Below are 16,391 nucleotides of genomic sequence, written 5' to 3'. Positions count from 1 at the left end.
TGATCTTGCCGAGCGCGAAAGGACTCAGATGATGCTACGTAACAGGCGTAAATCTGCCGACACGGAAACGCATGGTGCCGAGCGCGGACTCGACCGCTTCGAGGGATTCAGCGACGCGGTGTTCGCGATCGCGCTGACCCTGCTGATCGTCGAGATCAAGGTTCCCGGATCCCCGGAGGGCACGCATGACTACAGCGACCTGGCAAGCGCCATGGCGGAGCAGTGGCGCGAATATCTCGCGCTCGTTCTCTGCTATGTCGTGATCGGAGCCTACTGGCTGCAACACCATTATTCGGGTCGCATTTATGCAAAGAGCGATCACTGGTTCGGCGTAATCAACCTCCTGTTCCTGCTGGCGATCGTCGTCATTCCTTATCCGATCCGCGTGTGGTGCTTTCACCTCGGCACGGGCTTCGAGCCCGTCGCATCAGTAACCCTCGTTGCCGGTCTTGCCCTGACCGCCTGCACCTGGATGGCGAAGTGGTTCTATGCAATGCCAGGCCGCCGGCTGATGGACGAACGGCTCGCGCCGGATTTCCTCCAGCAGATGACGCGCCGCTACGGCGCTGCGACGCTGGTTCAGATCGCTGCAGTTCCCGTCGCGATCGCGGCGTGCCGCATCGGCGTGGCCATTGCATTGCTGTCCATCGCCTTCTTTCTGCTGCCACAGCCCACGCCGCGCTACAACCCCAGAGAGGAGCCGAGCGAGGCTGAGAAATTAGGCAAGTAAAGGGGGCGCGCTGCCTCGAGCGGGATCGGCCAAATTCGGCCGTTTGCTCAATCCCGCTCGTCATTCCAGCAGAGTTCGACGGCTGCACGGGCGCCGGCCTCGATGCTTCGCCTCAAGCCGGCGAAGCATCGAGCGCCTCGTCCTGCCGCGCCCTGTTCCACAGCACCAATTCCTCGGCTGGGATCGCCGGTGCGAACAGGAAACCTTGCAACTCATCGCAGCCGATCTTGCGCAACACTTGCGCTTGATGGCCGGTTTCCACCCCTTCGGCCACCACGCGCAAACCAAGCTCATGCCCGAGATCGACGATCGCCTTGACGATGGCAAGATCGGCAGATGCGTCGAGCATGTCTCGCACGAACGCGCGGTCGATCTTCAGACGGTCGAGCGGAAACCGGTTCAGATAGCTGAGACTCGAGTAGCCGGTGCCGAAGTCGTCGAGCGAGAGCTTGACGCCTAGCCCGCGAATGGCGTGAATGGCTTGCGCGTAGTGTTCGGCGCCATCCATGAGAACCGTCTCGGTGATTTCGAGTTCCAGGCAATGCGGCGGCACGCCATGCGCGAGCAGACTCGTGCCAAGCGCCGCAACGAGCTCCGGCTCGCGTAGCTGGAGCGCCGAAATGTTGACGGACGCGCGTATTTCGAGGCCCTCTTCGTCGCGCCAGGCGGCAAGCTGCCGGCACGCTTCCTCGATCACCCACGCGCCAATGGCAACGATGAGGCGCGTGTCCTCCGCCACCGGGATAAACACAGCCGGACCGATTTCACCCAGTACCGCGCTCTTCCAGCGCAGCAGTCCTTCGACGCTCGCGAGCGCACCGGACCGCGCTTCGAGGCACGGCTGCCACTCGAGCCGCAACTCGCCGAACTCGATAGCCGTGCGCAAACACGTTTCCAGCGTGAGCCGATGCCTCGCCTGTTCGGCCATGTCGGCCGAGAAAAACTTGACCTGATTTCGTCCGGCAGACTTGGCCTGATACATCGCGGCGTCGGCGTTCTGCATCAACGTATCGATGTCTTCGCCATCATCCGGGTATAGTGCGACGCCGATGCTGCTCGCAACCTGCAGTGTCAGCCCGCTCACTTCATGCGCTTCGCGAAGCAGCGGGAGCAGCCGCTGTTCGATGCTGCGCGCCACTTCGCTCGCGTGACCGACTCCGTTGAGCAGCACCGTGAACTCGTCTCCGCCCAGGCGGCTCACGGTGTCGTGGGTGCCGACCGCATTGAGCAGGCGTCGCGACACGGACCGCAACAGGCCATCACCGATGTGATGTCCGAGCGAATCGTTGATGTTCTTGAAGCGGTCCAGATCGATGAACAGCACCGCGACGCGCTGCCGCGTTCGCTGCGCTGCTGCGATGGCAACGCCGAGCTTCGCGGCAAAGAGTGCACGGTTGGGCAGTTCGGTGAGCACGTCATGCTGCGCGAGAAACTGAATGCGCGCTTCGCTCTTCTTGCGGTCCGTGATGTCGATCAGCGTGCAGATGTAATGCGATACGGTGCCGCGCTTGTCGTGTACCGCGCTGATCATGAGCCACGCCGGATAATCACCGCCCTCGCGGCGGCTTATTTGCGCTTCGCCGTGCCAGGTGCTGCTGCGCCCGACGCGTTGCAAGAGGTTACCCAGCGGACCGTTTTCGTCTTCCTGCGCCTGCGTGTCGATGAAGGCCGGCGGCTTGCCCGCCACGTCGTCCATCCGATAACCGGTTGCGCGAAAGAACGAAGGATTCGCAGTGAGCAGACGCGCCTCGGCGTTCAGGATGACGATCGCCTCGGACGATGCCTCGAACACCTTGCCCCACAGTTCCAGCCGCTGCTCCATGAGCTTGATCTGATTGATCGGCGTGAAGGCGGTGAGAATGGCGTCGCGTCCCTGGAAGTCGAGACGGCGCGCCGACAGCATCGCCCAGCTCGGCTGCGAGGTCGCTTTCCAGTGAACTTCGAATTCGTCGATGGCTTCGCGGTCGGAAAGTTGCTGAAAGAAGCGCGCGCGGGTCGCGGAGTCGAGACCCTGAGCCCACGGGTCGGTGCTGCTCCCATTGAGCCAGAAGAGTCCAGGCGCATTGGCGTGCAATACCTCGTGGCCGGGAATGGCGGTGACGACCATCGGCACGGGCGTGGCTTCCACGAGCGCTGATTGCGCGGCCGACGCGCGGGCGGTCGCCGCCAATTCCTTCTGCACGACGCGTTCGCGATCCAGTTGCGCAAGCATTTCGTTGAAGCCGCGCACGAGTTGGCCGATCTCGTCCTGACTGTCCCAGTCGGCGCGCTTCGTGTGATCGCCGGTGCGGCGCACCACATCCATCACGCGCGCGAGTTTGCGTAGCGGCGACGAAATCTGCTGCGCGACGCAATAAACCAGTGTCAGGATGGCGCAGAGCAGGAAAAGCGCCGTGCCCAAATGCAGCCACATGCGCGAAAACAGGGCTTGCACGCGTGCATGCAGCAGGCCGTCTAGCTGCTCGCCGGTATCGCGCCAGAGGCCGTCTACGCTTTGAACGAGCGCTTGCTGCGCGCTGTCGACGATCATCAGCACAGCTGCATCCGGCGCCACGTTGTCGTCCACCACCACGCGCGCCGCATGCCTGAATGCCTCGACGGCAATGCGCATTCGATCGAACGACGGGCTGAGTGTGCGCTCGAATTGACGATTGGCCGCCCCCGCCTCGGCGTAGTCCGACCGCAAACCTTGCATGACCCCGTCGAGTTGCCCTTCGAGGACCAGATAACGCGAACGCACTTCCTCTCGCGAGCGCGCGTGAGCGCCGTCGTGCAGATGGCGGCCGATGCTGTTCACCGCGGTCAGCAGCGCGGGATAGCGCAAGATCGAGAGCGACATCGCGTAGTAGCTGTCGAGATCCGGGTCGAGAATCAGGTTAGATTGATTACCGATGCGCGTTATCAGATCGCGGGAGGCCGTCAGCGCCTGGTCCGTCGACGCGATCCCGACCTCGCGTTCGTGCGCCATCGTCTGCAGAGCGGTCCGCAGCGCGTTGCTCGGCTCCGCGCTTCCCATTTGCGCGCCGTATTGCTGCTCGGCACGAACGAGCCTGTCGATCTCGGCATCGAGCTGCGCCGCCGTCGGCGGTTTGCCCGCGCCCGCCATCGCGATGGACGTGATGCCATGTTCGACCTCGTGAACATACGCGTTGCCGACAATCTCCTTGTTCGAAAAATCGATCGCCAGATACTTTTCGTGAATCAGAATCCCGCTGATGTAGATCACCGCGCTGAGATCGAGCAGGTAGATGAGCAGCAACTTGTGCCCCACGCGCAAGCGCGCGAGCAGCTTGAAGAAAGGATTCCGTTTCATGGGCGAGACGTTTGGAAACGTGCAAGAAGAGTCATGCAGGCGGGCGCTCACAGGGCAGCGAATGGCCGCCGGCGATCGTGTTCGCCCACCTATCTATTACGCCTCTTACGGCTCGCCAAAATTAACCTTTAATTAAAGTCTTAGTGCGCCGCTTTAGCCCCGAAGAAGTGCATGGCCATGCACGCGTTTAGTGCCGGAAAAGTCACGCTCAGCGCATCATCCCCGCGTGGCGAGTCTCTTCAGACCGCACTGAGCGACTCTTGCTTGTTCATCGATCTAAACCGGTTGCGATAATCGACCGGACTGATCTGCAGACGGCGCAGGAAGGTGCGGCGGAATTTGTCGGTGTCCTCGAAGCCGCATCGGTGTGCGATGACTCTCAGCGGCAAGTCCGTGGCTTCCAGGTAGCGCCGCGCGGCATCGATGCGCGCATTGGCGAGGTAAGTCATCGGCGTGATGCCGCAATCCTTGGCGAAGATGCGCGAGAGATTGCGCGCGCTCATATGCACGCGTTCCGCGAGCGACGCGACCGTATGATCCACATGCAGGTTATCCAGCATGAATTGCTGGACTTCGATAGTCTGCGAACCCGGCGAAGCCTGCGTTTCCAGCAGCGGGCTGAACTGCGACTGCCCGCCCGAGCGCCGCAGATAGACGATCAGATACTTGGCGACATCGAGCGCCATTTGCCGGCCGAAGTCGTCTTCGATCATCGCGAGCGAGAGGTCGATGCCCGCCGTGACACCGGCCGTCGTGTAGATGCTGCCGTCGCGAACGAAGATATGATCCGGCTCGATGCGCGCCTTCGGAAAAGTGCTGGCGAGCCGGGGCACGTCCATCCAGTGAGTCGTCACCAGTTTGTTGTCGAGCAGCCCCGCCGAGCCGAGGGCGAACAACCCGTTGCAGATAGCGGACACGCGGCGGCACTGCCGATGCTGCGCGCGCAGCCAGTTGCTCAGCGCCGGATCGTCGAAGGCGTCGAAGATGCCGAGCCCGCCCGGCACGATGATGATGTCGAACTCCGGGCACGGATCGAAGATCGTACGATCCGGCACGGTAGTCAGGCCGCTCGACGATTGCACCGTGCCCCGCGTCGTGCCGACCATCATCATTTCGTACTCGCACTCGCCTGAACTCAGCACCTTGACTTCGGCGAACGCATCCTTCGGCCCGGCGATGTCGAGCAGCTGAAATCCAGGAAAGACGAGCATTCCGACCTTGATGCGTTTCATCGCCGATATCCGGATCCTCTGAGAACAGACTTGCTCATGGTCATGCCTCGACCCACGCGCGCAGCGCCGGGCAACGCCATGCGCTCCGCCGCCACGCCGAACGCAGCGCCGATGACCGTCCAGATGATCGCCTGCATGCCGATCGACGCCACCCGGAATCGCCACAGCAACGTGGCGGGAAACTCGGCGGGCACTTCGTCGATAGCCGGTAACAGCGCGAGCATCGCGGCGGCCATGATCGCGAAAGCCAGCAGACCGGCGAGCGTCGCGTTGGCATCGCCCCATTTGCGCGACAGGGCTTGGCGCAAAGCTATCGACAGCAGTGTAATGGCGACGGAAATCCCCATGCATAAAAAATAAAGCGCGGTGCGCACGCCGATGGTTTCCGCCGCGCCCACCGAAGGCGGATTCGCCGGATATTTCAGCGCCGGCAGCACCACCAGGGCGGCGAAAGCCGCGAGCGCAAGCCATGCTGCAAGCGGCCGCGCGCCCATGCTTCCCGCGCGTCCCCACGCATAGGCGAAGCACAACGCGAAGAGCCCACCGAATGCAGCGCCGTACGCGAGTACGCCCGTCAGCAAGCCCACGCCCGCTTGCGTTTCACGACTGACGATTTCAGGCTCGGGCGCATCGCCGGCGTGAGCGTGCTCGTGCGCTTCATGGGCCTCGAAAGCGATCGCGCGTTCGACTTGCGGCTCGCCCGCCACCCGCGCGAAGCAGAAGGCCAGCAGTCCCGCGATGAGGCCCGCGAGCATGCCGCGCATCAACAGTTTGCCGACCATCGTCGTCTCCTCGTCAGTGGCAGGGGAAGCCCAACAGATGGCGTCCGTCATGCACGAACTCGTGAATGGCGGTGCCCTGAAAGACCGCGGTAGCACCCTGCTCCGCGCCGACGAAATACAGCGCCAGCAGCATCAGCAATCCGCCGAAGATCGTCCACGGCAGCAGTTCGCGCAGTGGAATCGGTTCGAACGTGTCAGTGGAATGCAGGACAGCTTGATTCATGAAGTACCTCCAAAAGAGTCGGAAAAATGTTAACGGCTGCGCGCCGCGACGATCGCTTCGATCTCCCGGCGCGACAGCACGCCGCTCGTCTCGACCACGTTCAGCAGCGCTTCGAGAAAACGTTCGTAGTAGTCCCAGCGCGGCTGATTCGCGCATTCGATCGCTTCCCACTTCGCGATGGACGCGATCAGGCTCTGGCGAAAGTCCTCCCACTCGAAACATCCCGCCTTCGATAGCGAGAGCGCGAGGCCGAACACATCGCGCTCCCAGCGATTGGTGAACAGCAGTTTGCCGTCGAGACGCGGCGGAGAATCTGGTGCGCCGAGCATCGACGCGGCAGCGTATTCTTCGAAACGCGTGAACATGGCACGCTCCTCAGGCTGCGGGCGCTTCGACGAGTGCAACGCCCATCATCGACTCGGGCGTAACGAGCGCGGCGAGTTCTTCCTCACTCAGATGCTCCGTGTTCGCGGGGCGCTCGGGCACCACGAACCAGCGAATCTGCGCGCTGCTGTCCCACACCTTCACCTCCTTCGTGGCGGGCACCTGTACGCCGAATTCCTGCAGGACGGCGCGCGGTTCGCGCACGCCGCGCGCGCGAAATACAGGGTCCTTGTACCAATACGGCGGCAGGCCGAGCACCGGCCACGGATAACACGAACACAGCGTGCAGATGATGAGGTTATGCACGTTCGCGTCGTTTGCGACCGCCGCCATATGCTCGCCTTCCGCGCCCGCCATGCCGAGCGGAAGCGAGAGTTCGGCGATCGCCTTCGGCGTGTCTTCGACGAGACGTCTCGCGTAGTCGGGATCGACCCATGCGCGCGCGACGATCTTCGCGCCGTTGAACGGGCCGGCCATCGTCTCGAAGTGCTTGAGCACGACATCGACGGAGTCGGTGGCAATCACGCCTTTTTCGATCAGCAAGGCTTCCAGCGCACGCACTTTGGCGGCGCTCGATGCTTCGCGGTCGCCGGAAAATTCGAAGAGTTGGCTCATGGGTTCGCTCGGGGTTGGCTTATGTTCGAGTTCAATCGGCGGCCTGCACGTAGGCTTCGTACAGGTCGGCGTAAATGGTCGTGTTCGGCTCGCTTTTGCCGGCGCCCCAGATCGACGCGGCGTCGAAGGCAACGCGATACACAGGCATCGGCGCGCCGATACCGTCCACGCCCGTCGAGACGAAATAGGAGAACGCGCCGGGATAGACGAGATCCACCACGCCGGTCTTGTTGCGCAAATACCCCGGCAAGCGCGTGTGGTCCACCGCTTCGGGATCGGCGATACGCACGGCATCGCCCGCTCGAAAGCGCGCCGCGCCGTCGAGCGCGTGATAGCCCGAGTCGCCGTGCTGCAAATAGGCGTCGATCTGCGCCGCGAGTTCGGCATTGGGGCGATCGGGTAAAGGCGCGTCCGGGTGCGCGCTGTAGTGGGCGGTTTTCTCAGCGAGTTCCTCCGCCGACACATACCCCTGATCGACGAAAAACTGCGCAATGCCGCCGAGCCATTTCTCGTAGTAGCGATACTTGAAGTACTCGAACGGCTGCATGTCTTCGGCGCCGGTGCGCAGCGAGGCCCAGGTCCAGTTGCTCTTGAAGGCGGTGGGCAGCGTATCGACCGGATAGCGATGCGGCGTGTCCGACAGATGCGCGCTCTCCGCCATCATCACCGTATGAATGCCGAAGATGCGCTTCTCCCACGGCTCGACGAATACGCGCTTTTCAGTGCTGACCGGCCCCAGATTTTCGATGCCGCCGAGATGATGTTGCAGCTTCATGTTGTGCTCCGCTTGAATGGAAACGGTCTTATCCGAGCCGATGCTCGCGTCTGAATTGCAGGGCTTCGCCGACCACTTCCGAGACGAAGCCGAACACTGCGCCGGTAACGAGCGCGGCGGCCGCGACCAGCGCAGGATTGCCGATGCCCGCCGTGGTGATCGCCTTGCCCGTTGCGACCATCGTGCCGACCGTCGAGGCGAAGCCCCAGACGATCGCGGGCAAGACATCGAGCAATTTGATCTTCGACGCCTGAACCATCGCCGCGCTGCCGATGCCAACCAGCACGGCCACCGCGATCGCGCCGCCGCTCGTCGTCGCAATGCAGAGCAAGGTAAGCGAAGCGATGACGAGTCCCGTGAGATTCGACGCCACGCTCTTGACGAAGCCCGCGCGCCCGCCGCCGAGCACGAAGAACGACGCCCACGCGATGAACGTCACCCAAACCGGAACCGGAAAGATCGTGCCGGTGAGCCATGTATCGACGACCGCCAATACGCCGATGCTCACCGTGTATGCCTCTGGCTTTTTCATGCGTAGCTCCTTGAAGAAGAAATGAATGAAGGCTTCAGTTCATGCAACTCAGAAGGCCGTCGCGCATTCGCGCAGCGTCGATGTTGCGGCCGATCATCACGAAACGGCTCTCTCGTGTTTCGTCGCGCATCCACGCACGGCCGAACGTGGTGTCGAGCAACATATGCACGCTATGGAAATGCAGGCGTCGCGGTTCGTCGTGCATGTTGAGCACGCCTTTCATGCGCAGAAGTTGTGTGCCTTGCGTTTGCACGAGCTGATTGATCCAGCGGTTGAAACGCGTCGCATCGATGCCGCCGGGCACCACGATCGCGCACGATGCAATGCTGTCGTCGTGTTCGTGATCGTGGCCGTCTTCGTCGAGCAGATTCGGCTCGATGGCGAGCAGGTTGTCGACCGAAAAGCTCCGCGTGCCGAAAAGCGCATGGGCGTCGATCCTCGAACGCTGCGCGTACTCGATGCGTGCAGTGGGATTGAGCCGGCGAATCCCGGCGACGAGCGCATCGACGGCATCGGTCGAAACGAGATCGGTCTTGTTGATGACGATGCGGTCCGCGAACACCACTTGCTCCCGCGCGATGTCGTCATGTAGCTGGGATTGCGCGTGCATTGCATCGACCACGGCGACGACCGATTCCAGTTCCACGCGCTCGCGCACGTCGGGATCGGCGAGAAAGGTCTGCAGCACCGGCGCGGGATCGGCGAGGCCCGACGTTTCGATGATGAGACGCGCGAGGCGATCGCCGAAGCGCATCAACATGTCGCGCACGCTGGCGACGAGATCGGTGCGGACCGTGCAGCAGACGCAGCCGTTGTTGATCTCGATCACGGCGCGTTCATCGGCGACGATCAACTGCCCGTCGATACCGACTTCGCCGAATTCGTTCACGACGATGCCGATCTGCATCGGCCGCGTGGATTCGAGCAGGTGATTCACGAGCGTGGTCTTGCCGGCTCCAAGGAAACCGGTAATGACAGTGGCAGGCACTTTGGCGGGTCGCATGAGGGTTATCCTTCGCGTGCGTCGATTAGGAACGCCTACCCTTTAGCGGCTTCCGTTCCGATTTCCCGCGCTTGGCCGCCATCGGGCGATACTTGGCGCGGCGTGCATGAGCGCATGTCCGTTCTGTTCCGAAGCGACACGGACGGACAAAGACGCACGTAAGGCGACGAAACACATTGGTGCGCGACGCGCATCGCCGAAGTGCAGGCGATGCCCTCTTCTCGCCCGCCGATACGAACGGACGCGACCCGGCATTCCCTTGGCGAGGGTTTCGTGAACGTTATGGATGGATGGACAGGCCGCTCGCCTCAGTCATGCAAGCGACGCGCGCGTGCGCGCGGATTGACAGGCTATGGATCGATGTCTTGATTCGCGTCGATCAACGCTTCTTGTAGTTCTTGAACACTTCCTTGCGGATCGAACCGTGTACGCCCCAATTCGCGTCGACCACCTGCGTCACGCCGAAGTCCGCCGCTACCGACATCAGCGCAATGGCTTCGTCTTCGCTCAAACCGTGCACCGTCATCAGAAAGCGGCGCAGCTTGCGAAAGGCATCGCGCATGGCTTTGTCGAGGCTCGCATGCTGCGCCACTTCCACTTGCGCGTTCGTCCCGAGTTCGGCCAGATAGTTGGGGAACGTGAAGCCGTACACCGACCATTGCTGATCCGTTTCGAGCAGCGGATGCGTGAGCCCTTCGAGGAGCGTGCCTTCGAGATCCGCTTTCTTGTGCAGGATGAATTCGAAGTCCCCCGTCAACGATGTTTCGATAGCGGTGCCGCCCAGTTCGCTGTCGCCCTGCGCGGCATGCGGGTCGCCCACCGAGAAAAGCGCGCCTTCGACCGCCACCGGGTAATACATGGTCGCGCCCCGGCCGATGCGCCAGTCGTCGATGTTGCCGCCCGTGTAGCTCGGCGGAATCGAACTGACATAGTCCGCTTCGGCGGGCGCGACGCCCATGGTGCCGAAATGCAGTCGCGCCGGCACGCGGATATCCGGCAAGATGTTTTCGCGCTTCGTCACGAGCCGGTGATCCACCTGCACGCCGGGATAATCGATCGTCGCGTGCACGATGCCATCCGGGTCGGTCTGCGGCGTCCACACATAGTTGTAGACCGCGCGCGCATACGGCTCGCCGGAAGTATCGAGTTCGAAGATGGTCACCACCTCGCGCGGCTTCGGCTCCTCGATCAGATCGTGATACTGAAAGCCCCACGACGCGGCCACGTTCGAGCCGAAGCACTTGCCCGCATGACACGCGCTGCAACTCGGCCGCGGCCTGACGTCGAGGATGCGCACTTCGAGCACGTCGCCGGGTTCGGCGCCTTCGATTGCCACCGGACCGGTGAGCAGATGCACGCCCAGGCCTTCGCCAGCGCCGAGGCGGAACGGTCCTTCGGTCGGACCCGCGCCGCGCCGCGAAACGGCCTTGTGCTCGCGCGTCCATTCGAACACGCTCTGCGCGCCCGGATCGCCCGCGATCATGCGCTCGTGGTCGTCGTTCGCGTGATGCGTCAGCGTTTCGATGGTGGCGCGGTCGCCCGACTTGAGCGTGAGGCGCGGTTCTACCCGTTTGCTGAAGTATCCCCAATGCACGGTGGATGATGAAACGGGCAGCGTGTAATGCTTCATTGATTCGTCCTCGGCGAGTGGCTGTGTTATCGATGCGATTCAGTGCACGGTTTCGAGCGTGCTGCCCGCGCCCATCACGTTGAGAAAGCGCGCCGTCAACGGATGATGCGGCCGCGTCAAGACCTGATGCGCGGGTCCGTCCTCCACGACGCTGCCGCCGCTCAGGAACACGACGCGGTCGGCCACTTCATCGGCGAAGCGCAACTGATGCGTCGAAATGATCATCGTCAGGCCATCGTCGAGCGCGAGGCGGCGGATCACTTCGAGCACTTCGCCCACGAGTTCCGGATCGAGCGCGGAAGTCGGCTCGTCGAGCAGCAGCACGCGCGGATTCGGCGCGAGCGCACGCGCAATCGCCACGCGTTGTTGCTGGCCGCCCGACAGATGACGCGGCAACGCATCGGCGCGATGCGCGAGGCCCACGCGTTCGAGCAGGGCATCCGCGCGTCGGTTGGCATCGGCGAGCGTCGCGCCGTGCACCCAGACGAGCGGCAATGCAATGTTCTCGCGCGCCGTCAGATGGCCGAAAAGATTGAACTGCTGGAACACCATGGCGACGCCGAGACTCGCGCGCTCCTTCGCAAGCTCGCGCGGATTCATGCGCCGCCCGTCATCGCGAAAGCCCAGGCGCCGTCCGCCCACGCGTATCTCGCCTTGTTCCCACTGTTCCAGATGATTGATGCAGCGAAGCAGCGTGCTCTTGCCCGAGCCGCTCGGTCCGAGCAACGCGACGACTTCGCCCGAGCGGATGTCGAGATCGAAGCCATTGAGCACCGGCTGCTCGCCGTAGCGCTTGTGTACGCCATTGATCTGCACGGCGGTGCCGTTGCGAGACAGCGCGTCGTAGCGGCGTGCGCGGTCGCCGGGTGTGACGCGAGCCGGGACGAAGACCGGCGGCAGATCGGTCGGGCCTGCGGGCTTCGTCGATACGGGCGTGCTCCGGCGTCGTCCCCAGAAGCCGCCGCGCGAGCTGGCGCGGTCCAGATCGAGCGCGCGTTCGATCATCAGCTGAATGGCGGCGATCGCGCCCGTCAGACACAAATACAAGAGACCCGACGCAAAGAAGATCGAAAAGAAGTCGAACGTCGACGAAGCAAGCTGCGTGCTGCGCAAGGTCAGCTCGCCCACCGAGATGACCGAAGCCAGCGAAGAGTTCTTCAACGCGCTGACGGTTTCGTTTCCGAGCGCGGGAATCATCGAGCGAAGGGCCTGCGGCGCGATGATCCGGCGCATCAGCACGGAAGGCGTCATGCCGAGCGCCTGCCCCGCGAGCGTCTGTCCGCGATCCACGCCGAGCACGCCCGAGCGGAATATCTCCGCGATGAACGGCGCTTCGTTCGCGGCGAGCGCGAGGCCCGCCGCGCCGATGGCGCTCAGCTTGATGCCGATATGCGGCAGGGCGTCGTAGGCGAACACGAGTTGCAGAATCAGCGGCGTGCCGCGAAAAATCACCGTATAGCCGCGCGCGATGGCCGCGAGCGGTCCGATTCGGCTCAGTTGCATGGCGGCAAGGACGAGTCCCAGCACGAGCCCGCCCGCGAGTCCGAGCAAGGTGACGGTGATCGTGAAGCGGATGCCGTCGAGCAGATAAGGCAGGCCGAGATAGTGAAGGAACAGGTCCATATGCCGATGCTTCCGCGCTTACTTGGCAACGACGAGTTGCGGCGTCGCGAGATTCTCGACGCCGAGGCCCCACTTCTTCAGCAGTTCGGACTGCGCGCCGCTCTTCTGAATGGCGACGAGCGCGGCCATCACGGCATCGCGGAAATCGGGCTTGTCCTTCGGCACGCCGATGCCCACGAAGTACGGCAAGGTCACGGCGGTCGCTTTCTCCAGCTTGTCCGGATACGCCTTCACCGCCTGGTCGACCGTGTTCACGTCGTTGATGTACGTATCCGCGCGGCCCGCGAGAATGGCCTGGATGCAGTTGGCGTTGTTGTCGTAGAGCTGCACGGTGGCTTCGGGCTTGCCGACCGCCTTGCATTGCGGCGCCAGTGCCTGAATCAGCGGCACTTCCACATAGCCCGTGTTTTCGGCGGCGGTCGTGCCGCACATCGACGTGTTGATGCCGGTGATCTTCTTCGGATTGCCCTTGGCGACGAGTACGCCGTCGAACACCTTCGAGTACGTGATGAAGTCGGCGGCCTTGGCGCGCTCCTCGGTCGCGTAGATATCGGAGATGACGATATCGGCCTGACCGCTCTGCAAGGTCGTGAGCAGCGCGGCGAAGGTCACGGGCTTGTAGGCCATCGTGAAGCCGAGGCATTGCGCGATCAACTCGCCCAGATCGATATCGAAGCCGATGTACTTGCTCGGATCGTTCGGGTCGAGCGCTTCATAGCCCGGCGTATGCGGATTGATCGCATTGGTGAGTGTCTTGCCCTTGAACTGCGGGTACTTCGCCTGCAACGCGCTGCATTCGGCGGGCGCGGCGGCGTGCGCCTGTCCCGCGAAGGCGAACAACACCGCGCACAGCGCGCCAAGTCCTGCGCGAGATAAACGGCCCATGAGATTCCTTTGCATCGATACGCTCCTGACGGCTGATGACGATTGACTTGCGATGCCCAGAGCGTAGGCGACCGAAATCCCGCGAACTTGACTGGCTGCGCACAACTGCTGGTATTGGCGTGCACGCTCGTCCAAGAACGCATGAGGCCGCGCGTCGCGTGATGCGCGCAAGTGCAGGCGTGCGCCGCGATGGCGCATGTATGCACTGTCTTCGATACGCGATGCACCCGCCGCCGTAAGCATCGCGATGGCGCGAAGGTTGCTTTTGAAAAGCGCTTGCTGCTTCGCCTATCGTGGAGTTTTCGTTGAATCTGTCGCGCTTCACCACCGAGTCGTATCCCGAGTTCGAGCGCCGGCATGAATGGAACGCGGCGCTCGCACGTCTCGGATGGCGCGGCAAGATCGAAGGCGGCGAACGCGGTTTGCACGGCACGCTGACATCGCGCGTATCGGCGGGCGGGATCGAGTTCACGACCATCGCCTCGGCCGCGCAGACGCTGCAGATGAGCGCGGATCACGCGGACAGTCTCATGCTCGTGCTGCTGATCGATGGCGACGCCACGCTCGTCGCCGATGGTCTGCGCGAGCGCGTGAGCCCGCATGACATCGTCTATGCCGCGCCGGGCCAGAGCGCGTCGCTGGTTTTCGCGGGACGCTTTCGCGCGTTCATCGTGCGGGCGCCCAGGAGCGCCATCAACGCGCGTCTCATTTCGCCGCTCTCGCTGCGCGTGGCCTTGTTGCCGGGCGCGACGGGCATCGGCCACATCTTCTCGGGCTTTCTGCGTTCGGTCGTGGAAAGCCTCGAAACGCTGAGCGCGGAGGAGTTGCGTCCCACCGAACTCGCGCTCGCCGAAATGCTCGTGGCCTGTCTCGCCGGACAGGAACGCAAAGGTTCGTTCAACGGGCTGACGCCGCCGCAGTCGGCGTTGTTCGCGCGACTGTGCCGCTTCATCGAAACGCATCTCGCCGATTCGACCCTGAGCGTGGCCTCGCTCGCCAAAGACGAACGCGTGTCGCCGCGTTACGTGCAGAAGCTGTTCGAACTCGCCGGACAGAGTTTCTCGACGTATGTGCGCTCGCGCCGCCTCGAACGCTGCCGCGCGGAACTGGCCGATCCGCTCTCGGAGAAAGTCTCCATATCCGACATCTGCTTTCGCTGGGGCTTCAACGATCCGGCGCACTTCAGCCGCGTGTTCCGCGAGCGTTATGGCGCATCGCCGCGCACGTTCCGGCACGAAGCGAACCTGGAACTCGCGCGCCATCTCGTGCATTCGCTATCGCGCGGGCTGCCGGTGAACGCCGCGAGTCTGATCGCGCAGGCGCGCAGTGAAGAGACGGGCGACACGCTCGTCGCCGCGCGCGACGAAAGCGATGCCGTGCAAGCGCGGCCCGCGCGGACGGGCGGCAGGCCGCGGCATCATTTGCTGCGCGCAACGGCGAACACGGTGCATTGGGGCTATTTCAGCCACGATCTCAAGCCCGTGCTCGAAGTCGCGAGCGGCGATACGGTGACGGTCGAAGCGCTCACGCAGCATGCGTCGGATGACTGGGACCGCATGATCGCGGGCGATCCCGGCGCGGAGAGCGTGTTCCACTGGACAGCCGAACGCAAGAACGTGGACCGTCGCGGCGCGGGCCCGATGAACGCCTCCATCTATGGACGCGGCGCGGGCGAAGGCTTCGGCGTGCATATCTGCACCGGGCCGATTGCGGTGACAGGCGCGGAACCGGGCGATGTCCTCGAAGTGCGCATCGTCGATATTCATCCGCGCCGCTGCAGGAACCCGAAGTTCCACGGCCGCGCGTTCGGCAGCAACGTCGCGGCGTGGTGGGGCTTTCATTATCGCGAACTGCTCACCGAACCGAAGCCGCGCGAAGTCGTGACCATCTACGAGATCCACACGGACGAAGCGCGCGACGACAGCGCCTATGCGCGCGCCGTCTACAACTACCGCTGGACGCCGCAGCGCGATCCTTTCGGCGTGCTGCATCCGATCATCGATTATCCGGGCGTGCCGGTGGATCACGCGAGCGTCGTCGAGAATCACGACGTGCTGAAGAACGTGACCATTCCCGTGCGACCGCACTTCGGCGTGATCGGCGTGGCGCCGCAGCAGAACGGTCTGATCGATTCGATTCCGCCTTCGGCCTTCGGCGGCAATCTCGACAACTGGCGCGTCGGTCCCGGTGCGAGCGTGTTTCTGCCGGTCGGCGTGGCCGGGGCGCTCTTGTCGATCGGCGACCCGCACGCGTCGCAAGGCGATTCCGAGTTGTGCGGCACGGCCATCGAATGCTCGCTCACCGGCGACTTCGAACTGATCCTGCACAAGAAGCACACGCTTGCCTCGCAGTCGTTCGCGGACCTCACGTATCCGCTCGTCGAAACCGCCGATGAATGGGTGCTGCACGGCTTCAGCCATCCCGACTATCTGGCCGAGTTCGGCACCAGCGCGCAAAGCGAGGTCTATCAGAAGTCCACGCTGGATCAGGCCATGCGCGATGCCTTCATCAAGACGCGGCGGTTTCTGATGTCCACCAAGGGACTCACCGAAGACGAAGCCATCTCGCTGATGTCGGTGGCGGTGGACTTCGGCGTCACGCAAGTCGTCGATGGCAACTGGGGCGTGCACGCGATCATCCGCAAGGCGTTGTTCACGGATTGAG

General features: G+C 63.3%; 14 protein-coding genes. 2 read left to right on the top strand and 12 right to left on the bottom strand.

Going from position 1 to position 16,391, the window contains the following annotated elements; translation table 11 throughout:
• The first annotated feature begins 28 nt into the window (after positions 1-28).
• On the top strand, positions 29-730 hold the full coding sequence (locus NCS03_RS30565; protein ID WP_008345595.1) for a TMEM175 family protein: 702 nt from the start codon (positions 29-31) through the stop codon (positions 728-730).
• 112 nt (positions 731-842) lie between these two features.
• Here the strand turns inward: NCS03_RS30565 and NCS03_RS30560 are convergent, their stop codons facing one another.
• From NCS03_RS30560 to NCS03_RS30505, 12 genes are all read right to left on the bottom strand, one after another.
• The gene (locus tag NCS03_RS30560; RefSeq protein WP_250437899.1) at positions 843-4,043 is read right to left on the bottom strand and encodes a bifunctional diguanylate cyclase/phosphodiesterase; all 3,201 of its coding nucleotides are present in this window, start codon (positions 4,041-4,043) and stop codon (positions 843-845) included.
• Between the two features lie 239 nt (positions 4,044-4,282).
• On the bottom strand, positions 4,283-5,275 hold the full coding sequence (locus NCS03_RS30555; protein ID WP_250530463.1) for a GlxA family transcriptional regulator: 993 nt from the start codon (positions 5,273-5,275) through the stop codon (positions 4,283-4,285).
• Entirely contained in the window at positions 5,272-6,057 is a 786-nt protein-coding gene (locus NCS03_RS30550; RefSeq protein WP_250530461.1) for a CbtA family protein, read from the bottom strand. Before NCS03_RS30550 ends, NCS03_RS30555 begins: the two co-directional genes overlap by 4 nt.
• A gap of 13 nt (positions 6,058-6,070) precedes the next feature.
• On the bottom strand, positions 6,071-6,280 hold the full coding sequence (locus NCS03_RS30545) for a CbtB domain-containing protein (protein WP_008345603.1): 210 nt from the start codon (positions 6,278-6,280) through the stop codon (positions 6,071-6,073).
• 29 nt (positions 6,281-6,309) lie between these two features.
• Positions 6,310-6,645: a nitrile hydratase accessory protein gene (locus NCS03_RS30540; protein ID WP_061119069.1), complete on the bottom strand. Its 336-nt coding sequence runs from the start codon at positions 6,643-6,645 to the stop codon at positions 6,310-6,312.
• A 10-nt stretch (positions 6,646-6,655) separates the two neighbouring features.
• Positions 6,656-7,279, bottom strand: coding sequence for a nitrile hydratase subunit alpha (nthA, locus tag NCS03_RS30535; protein ID WP_008345607.1), 624 nt, complete (start codon positions 7,277-7,279; stop codon positions 6,656-6,658).
• Between the two features lie 31 nt (positions 7,280-7,310).
• Positions 7,311-8,054 carry a nitrile hydratase subunit beta gene (gene nthB, locus NCS03_RS30530; protein ID WP_175982133.1) on the bottom strand — a complete coding sequence of 248 codons (744 nt, stop codon included), beginning with the start codon at positions 8,052-8,054 and terminating at the stop codon, positions 7,311-7,313.
• 28 nt (positions 8,055-8,082) lie between these two features.
• The gene (locus NCS03_RS30525) at positions 8,083-8,586 is read right to left on the bottom strand and encodes a DUF1097 domain-containing protein (RefSeq protein WP_008345611.1); all 504 of its coding nucleotides are present in this window, start codon (positions 8,584-8,586) and stop codon (positions 8,083-8,085) included.
• Between the two features lie 34 nt (positions 8,587-8,620).
• Positions 8,621-9,589: a CobW family GTP-binding protein gene (locus NCS03_RS30520; protein ID WP_008345613.1), complete on the bottom strand. Its 969-nt coding sequence runs from the start codon at positions 9,587-9,589 to the stop codon at positions 8,621-8,623.
• A gap of 379 nt (positions 9,590-9,968) precedes the next feature.
• Positions 9,969-11,219, bottom strand: coding sequence for an acetamidase/formamidase family protein (locus NCS03_RS30515; RefSeq protein WP_250530460.1), 1,251 nt, complete (start codon positions 11,217-11,219; stop codon positions 9,969-9,971).
• A 39-nt stretch (positions 11,220-11,258) separates the two neighbouring features.
• Complete coding sequence (locus NCS03_RS30510; protein ID WP_175982136.1) at positions 11,259-12,842, bottom strand: amino acid ABC transporter permease/ATP-binding protein; 1,584 nt, start codon at positions 12,840-12,842, stop codon at positions 11,259-11,261.
• Positions 12,843-12,860: 18 nt separating this feature from the next.
• Positions 12,861-13,742 carry an ABC transporter substrate-binding protein gene (locus NCS03_RS30505; RefSeq protein WP_250530459.1) on the bottom strand — a complete coding sequence of 294 codons (882 nt, stop codon included), beginning with the start codon at positions 13,740-13,742 and terminating at the stop codon, positions 12,861-12,863.
• Positions 13,743-14,032: 290 nt separating this feature from the next.
• Between NCS03_RS30505 and NCS03_RS30500 the strand changes: the two genes are divergently transcribed.
• Positions 14,033-16,390: an acetamidase/formamidase family protein gene (locus tag NCS03_RS30500; protein ID WP_250530458.1), complete on the top strand. Its 2,358-nt coding sequence runs from the start codon at positions 14,033-14,035 to the stop codon at positions 16,388-16,390.
• Position 16,391 lies beyond the last annotated feature (1 nt).

This window comes from Caballeronia sp. ATUFL_F1_KS4A (assembly GCF_023630905.1).
Taxonomy (GTDB): domain Bacteria; phylum Pseudomonadota; class Gammaproteobacteria; order Burkholderiales; family Burkholderiaceae; genus Caballeronia; species Caballeronia zhejiangensis.
Note: the sequence above shows the minus strand (reverse complement) of the source record. Positions and strands in the feature narration are given on the sequence as shown.

What these genes read in the sequence shown, in the direction of transcription:
- NCS03_RS30515 (WP_250530460.1), bottom strand. Translation starts at nt 11,219, where the DNA reads ATGAAGCATTACACGCTGCCCGTTTCATCATCCACCGTGCATTGGGGA.
- nthA (WP_008345607.1), bottom strand. Translation starts at nt 7,279, where the DNA reads ATGAGCCAACTCTTCGAATTTTCCGGCGACCGCGAAGCATCGAGCGCC.
- NCS03_RS30540 (WP_061119069.1), bottom strand. Translation starts at nt 6,645, where the DNA reads ATGTTCACGCGTTTCGAAGAATACGCTGCCGCGTCGATGCTCGGCGCA.
- NCS03_RS30550 (WP_250530461.1), bottom strand. Translation starts at nt 6,057, where the DNA reads ATGGTCGGCAAACTGTTGATGCGCGGCATGCTCGCGGGCCTCATCGCG.
- NCS03_RS30520 (WP_008345613.1), bottom strand. Translation starts at nt 9,589, where the DNA reads ATGCGACCCGCCAAAGTGCCTGCCACTGTCATTACCGGTTTCCTTGGA.
- NCS03_RS30560 (WP_250437899.1), bottom strand. Translation starts at nt 4,043, where the DNA reads ATGAAACGGAATCCTTTCTTCAAGCTGCTCGCGCGCTTGCGCGTGGGG.
- NCS03_RS30510 (WP_175982136.1), bottom strand. Translation starts at nt 12,842, where the DNA reads ATGGACCTGTTCCTTCACTATCTCGGCCTGCCTTATCTGCTCGACGGC.
- nthB (WP_175982133.1), bottom strand. Translation starts at nt 8,054, where the DNA reads ATGAAGCTGCAACATCATCTCGGCGGCATCGAAAATCTGGGGCCGGTC.
- NCS03_RS30555 (WP_250530463.1), bottom strand. Translation starts at nt 5,275, where the DNA reads ATGAAACGCATCAAGGTCGGAATGCTCGTCTTTCCTGGATTTCAGCTG.
- NCS03_RS30565 (WP_008345595.1), top strand. Translation starts at nt 29, where the DNA reads ATGATGCTACGTAACAGGCGTAAATCTGCCGACACGGAAACGCATGGT.
- NCS03_RS30525 (WP_008345611.1), bottom strand. Translation starts at nt 8,586, where the DNA reads ATGAAAAAGCCAGAGGCATACACGGTGAGCATCGGCGTATTGGCGGTC.
- NCS03_RS30545 (WP_008345603.1), bottom strand. Translation starts at nt 6,280, where the DNA reads ATGAATCAAGCTGTCCTGCATTCCACTGACACGTTCGAACCGATTCCA.
- NCS03_RS30505 (WP_250530459.1), bottom strand. Translation starts at nt 13,742, where the DNA reads ATGCAAAGGAATCTCATGGGCCGTTTATCTCGCGCAGGACTTGGCGCG.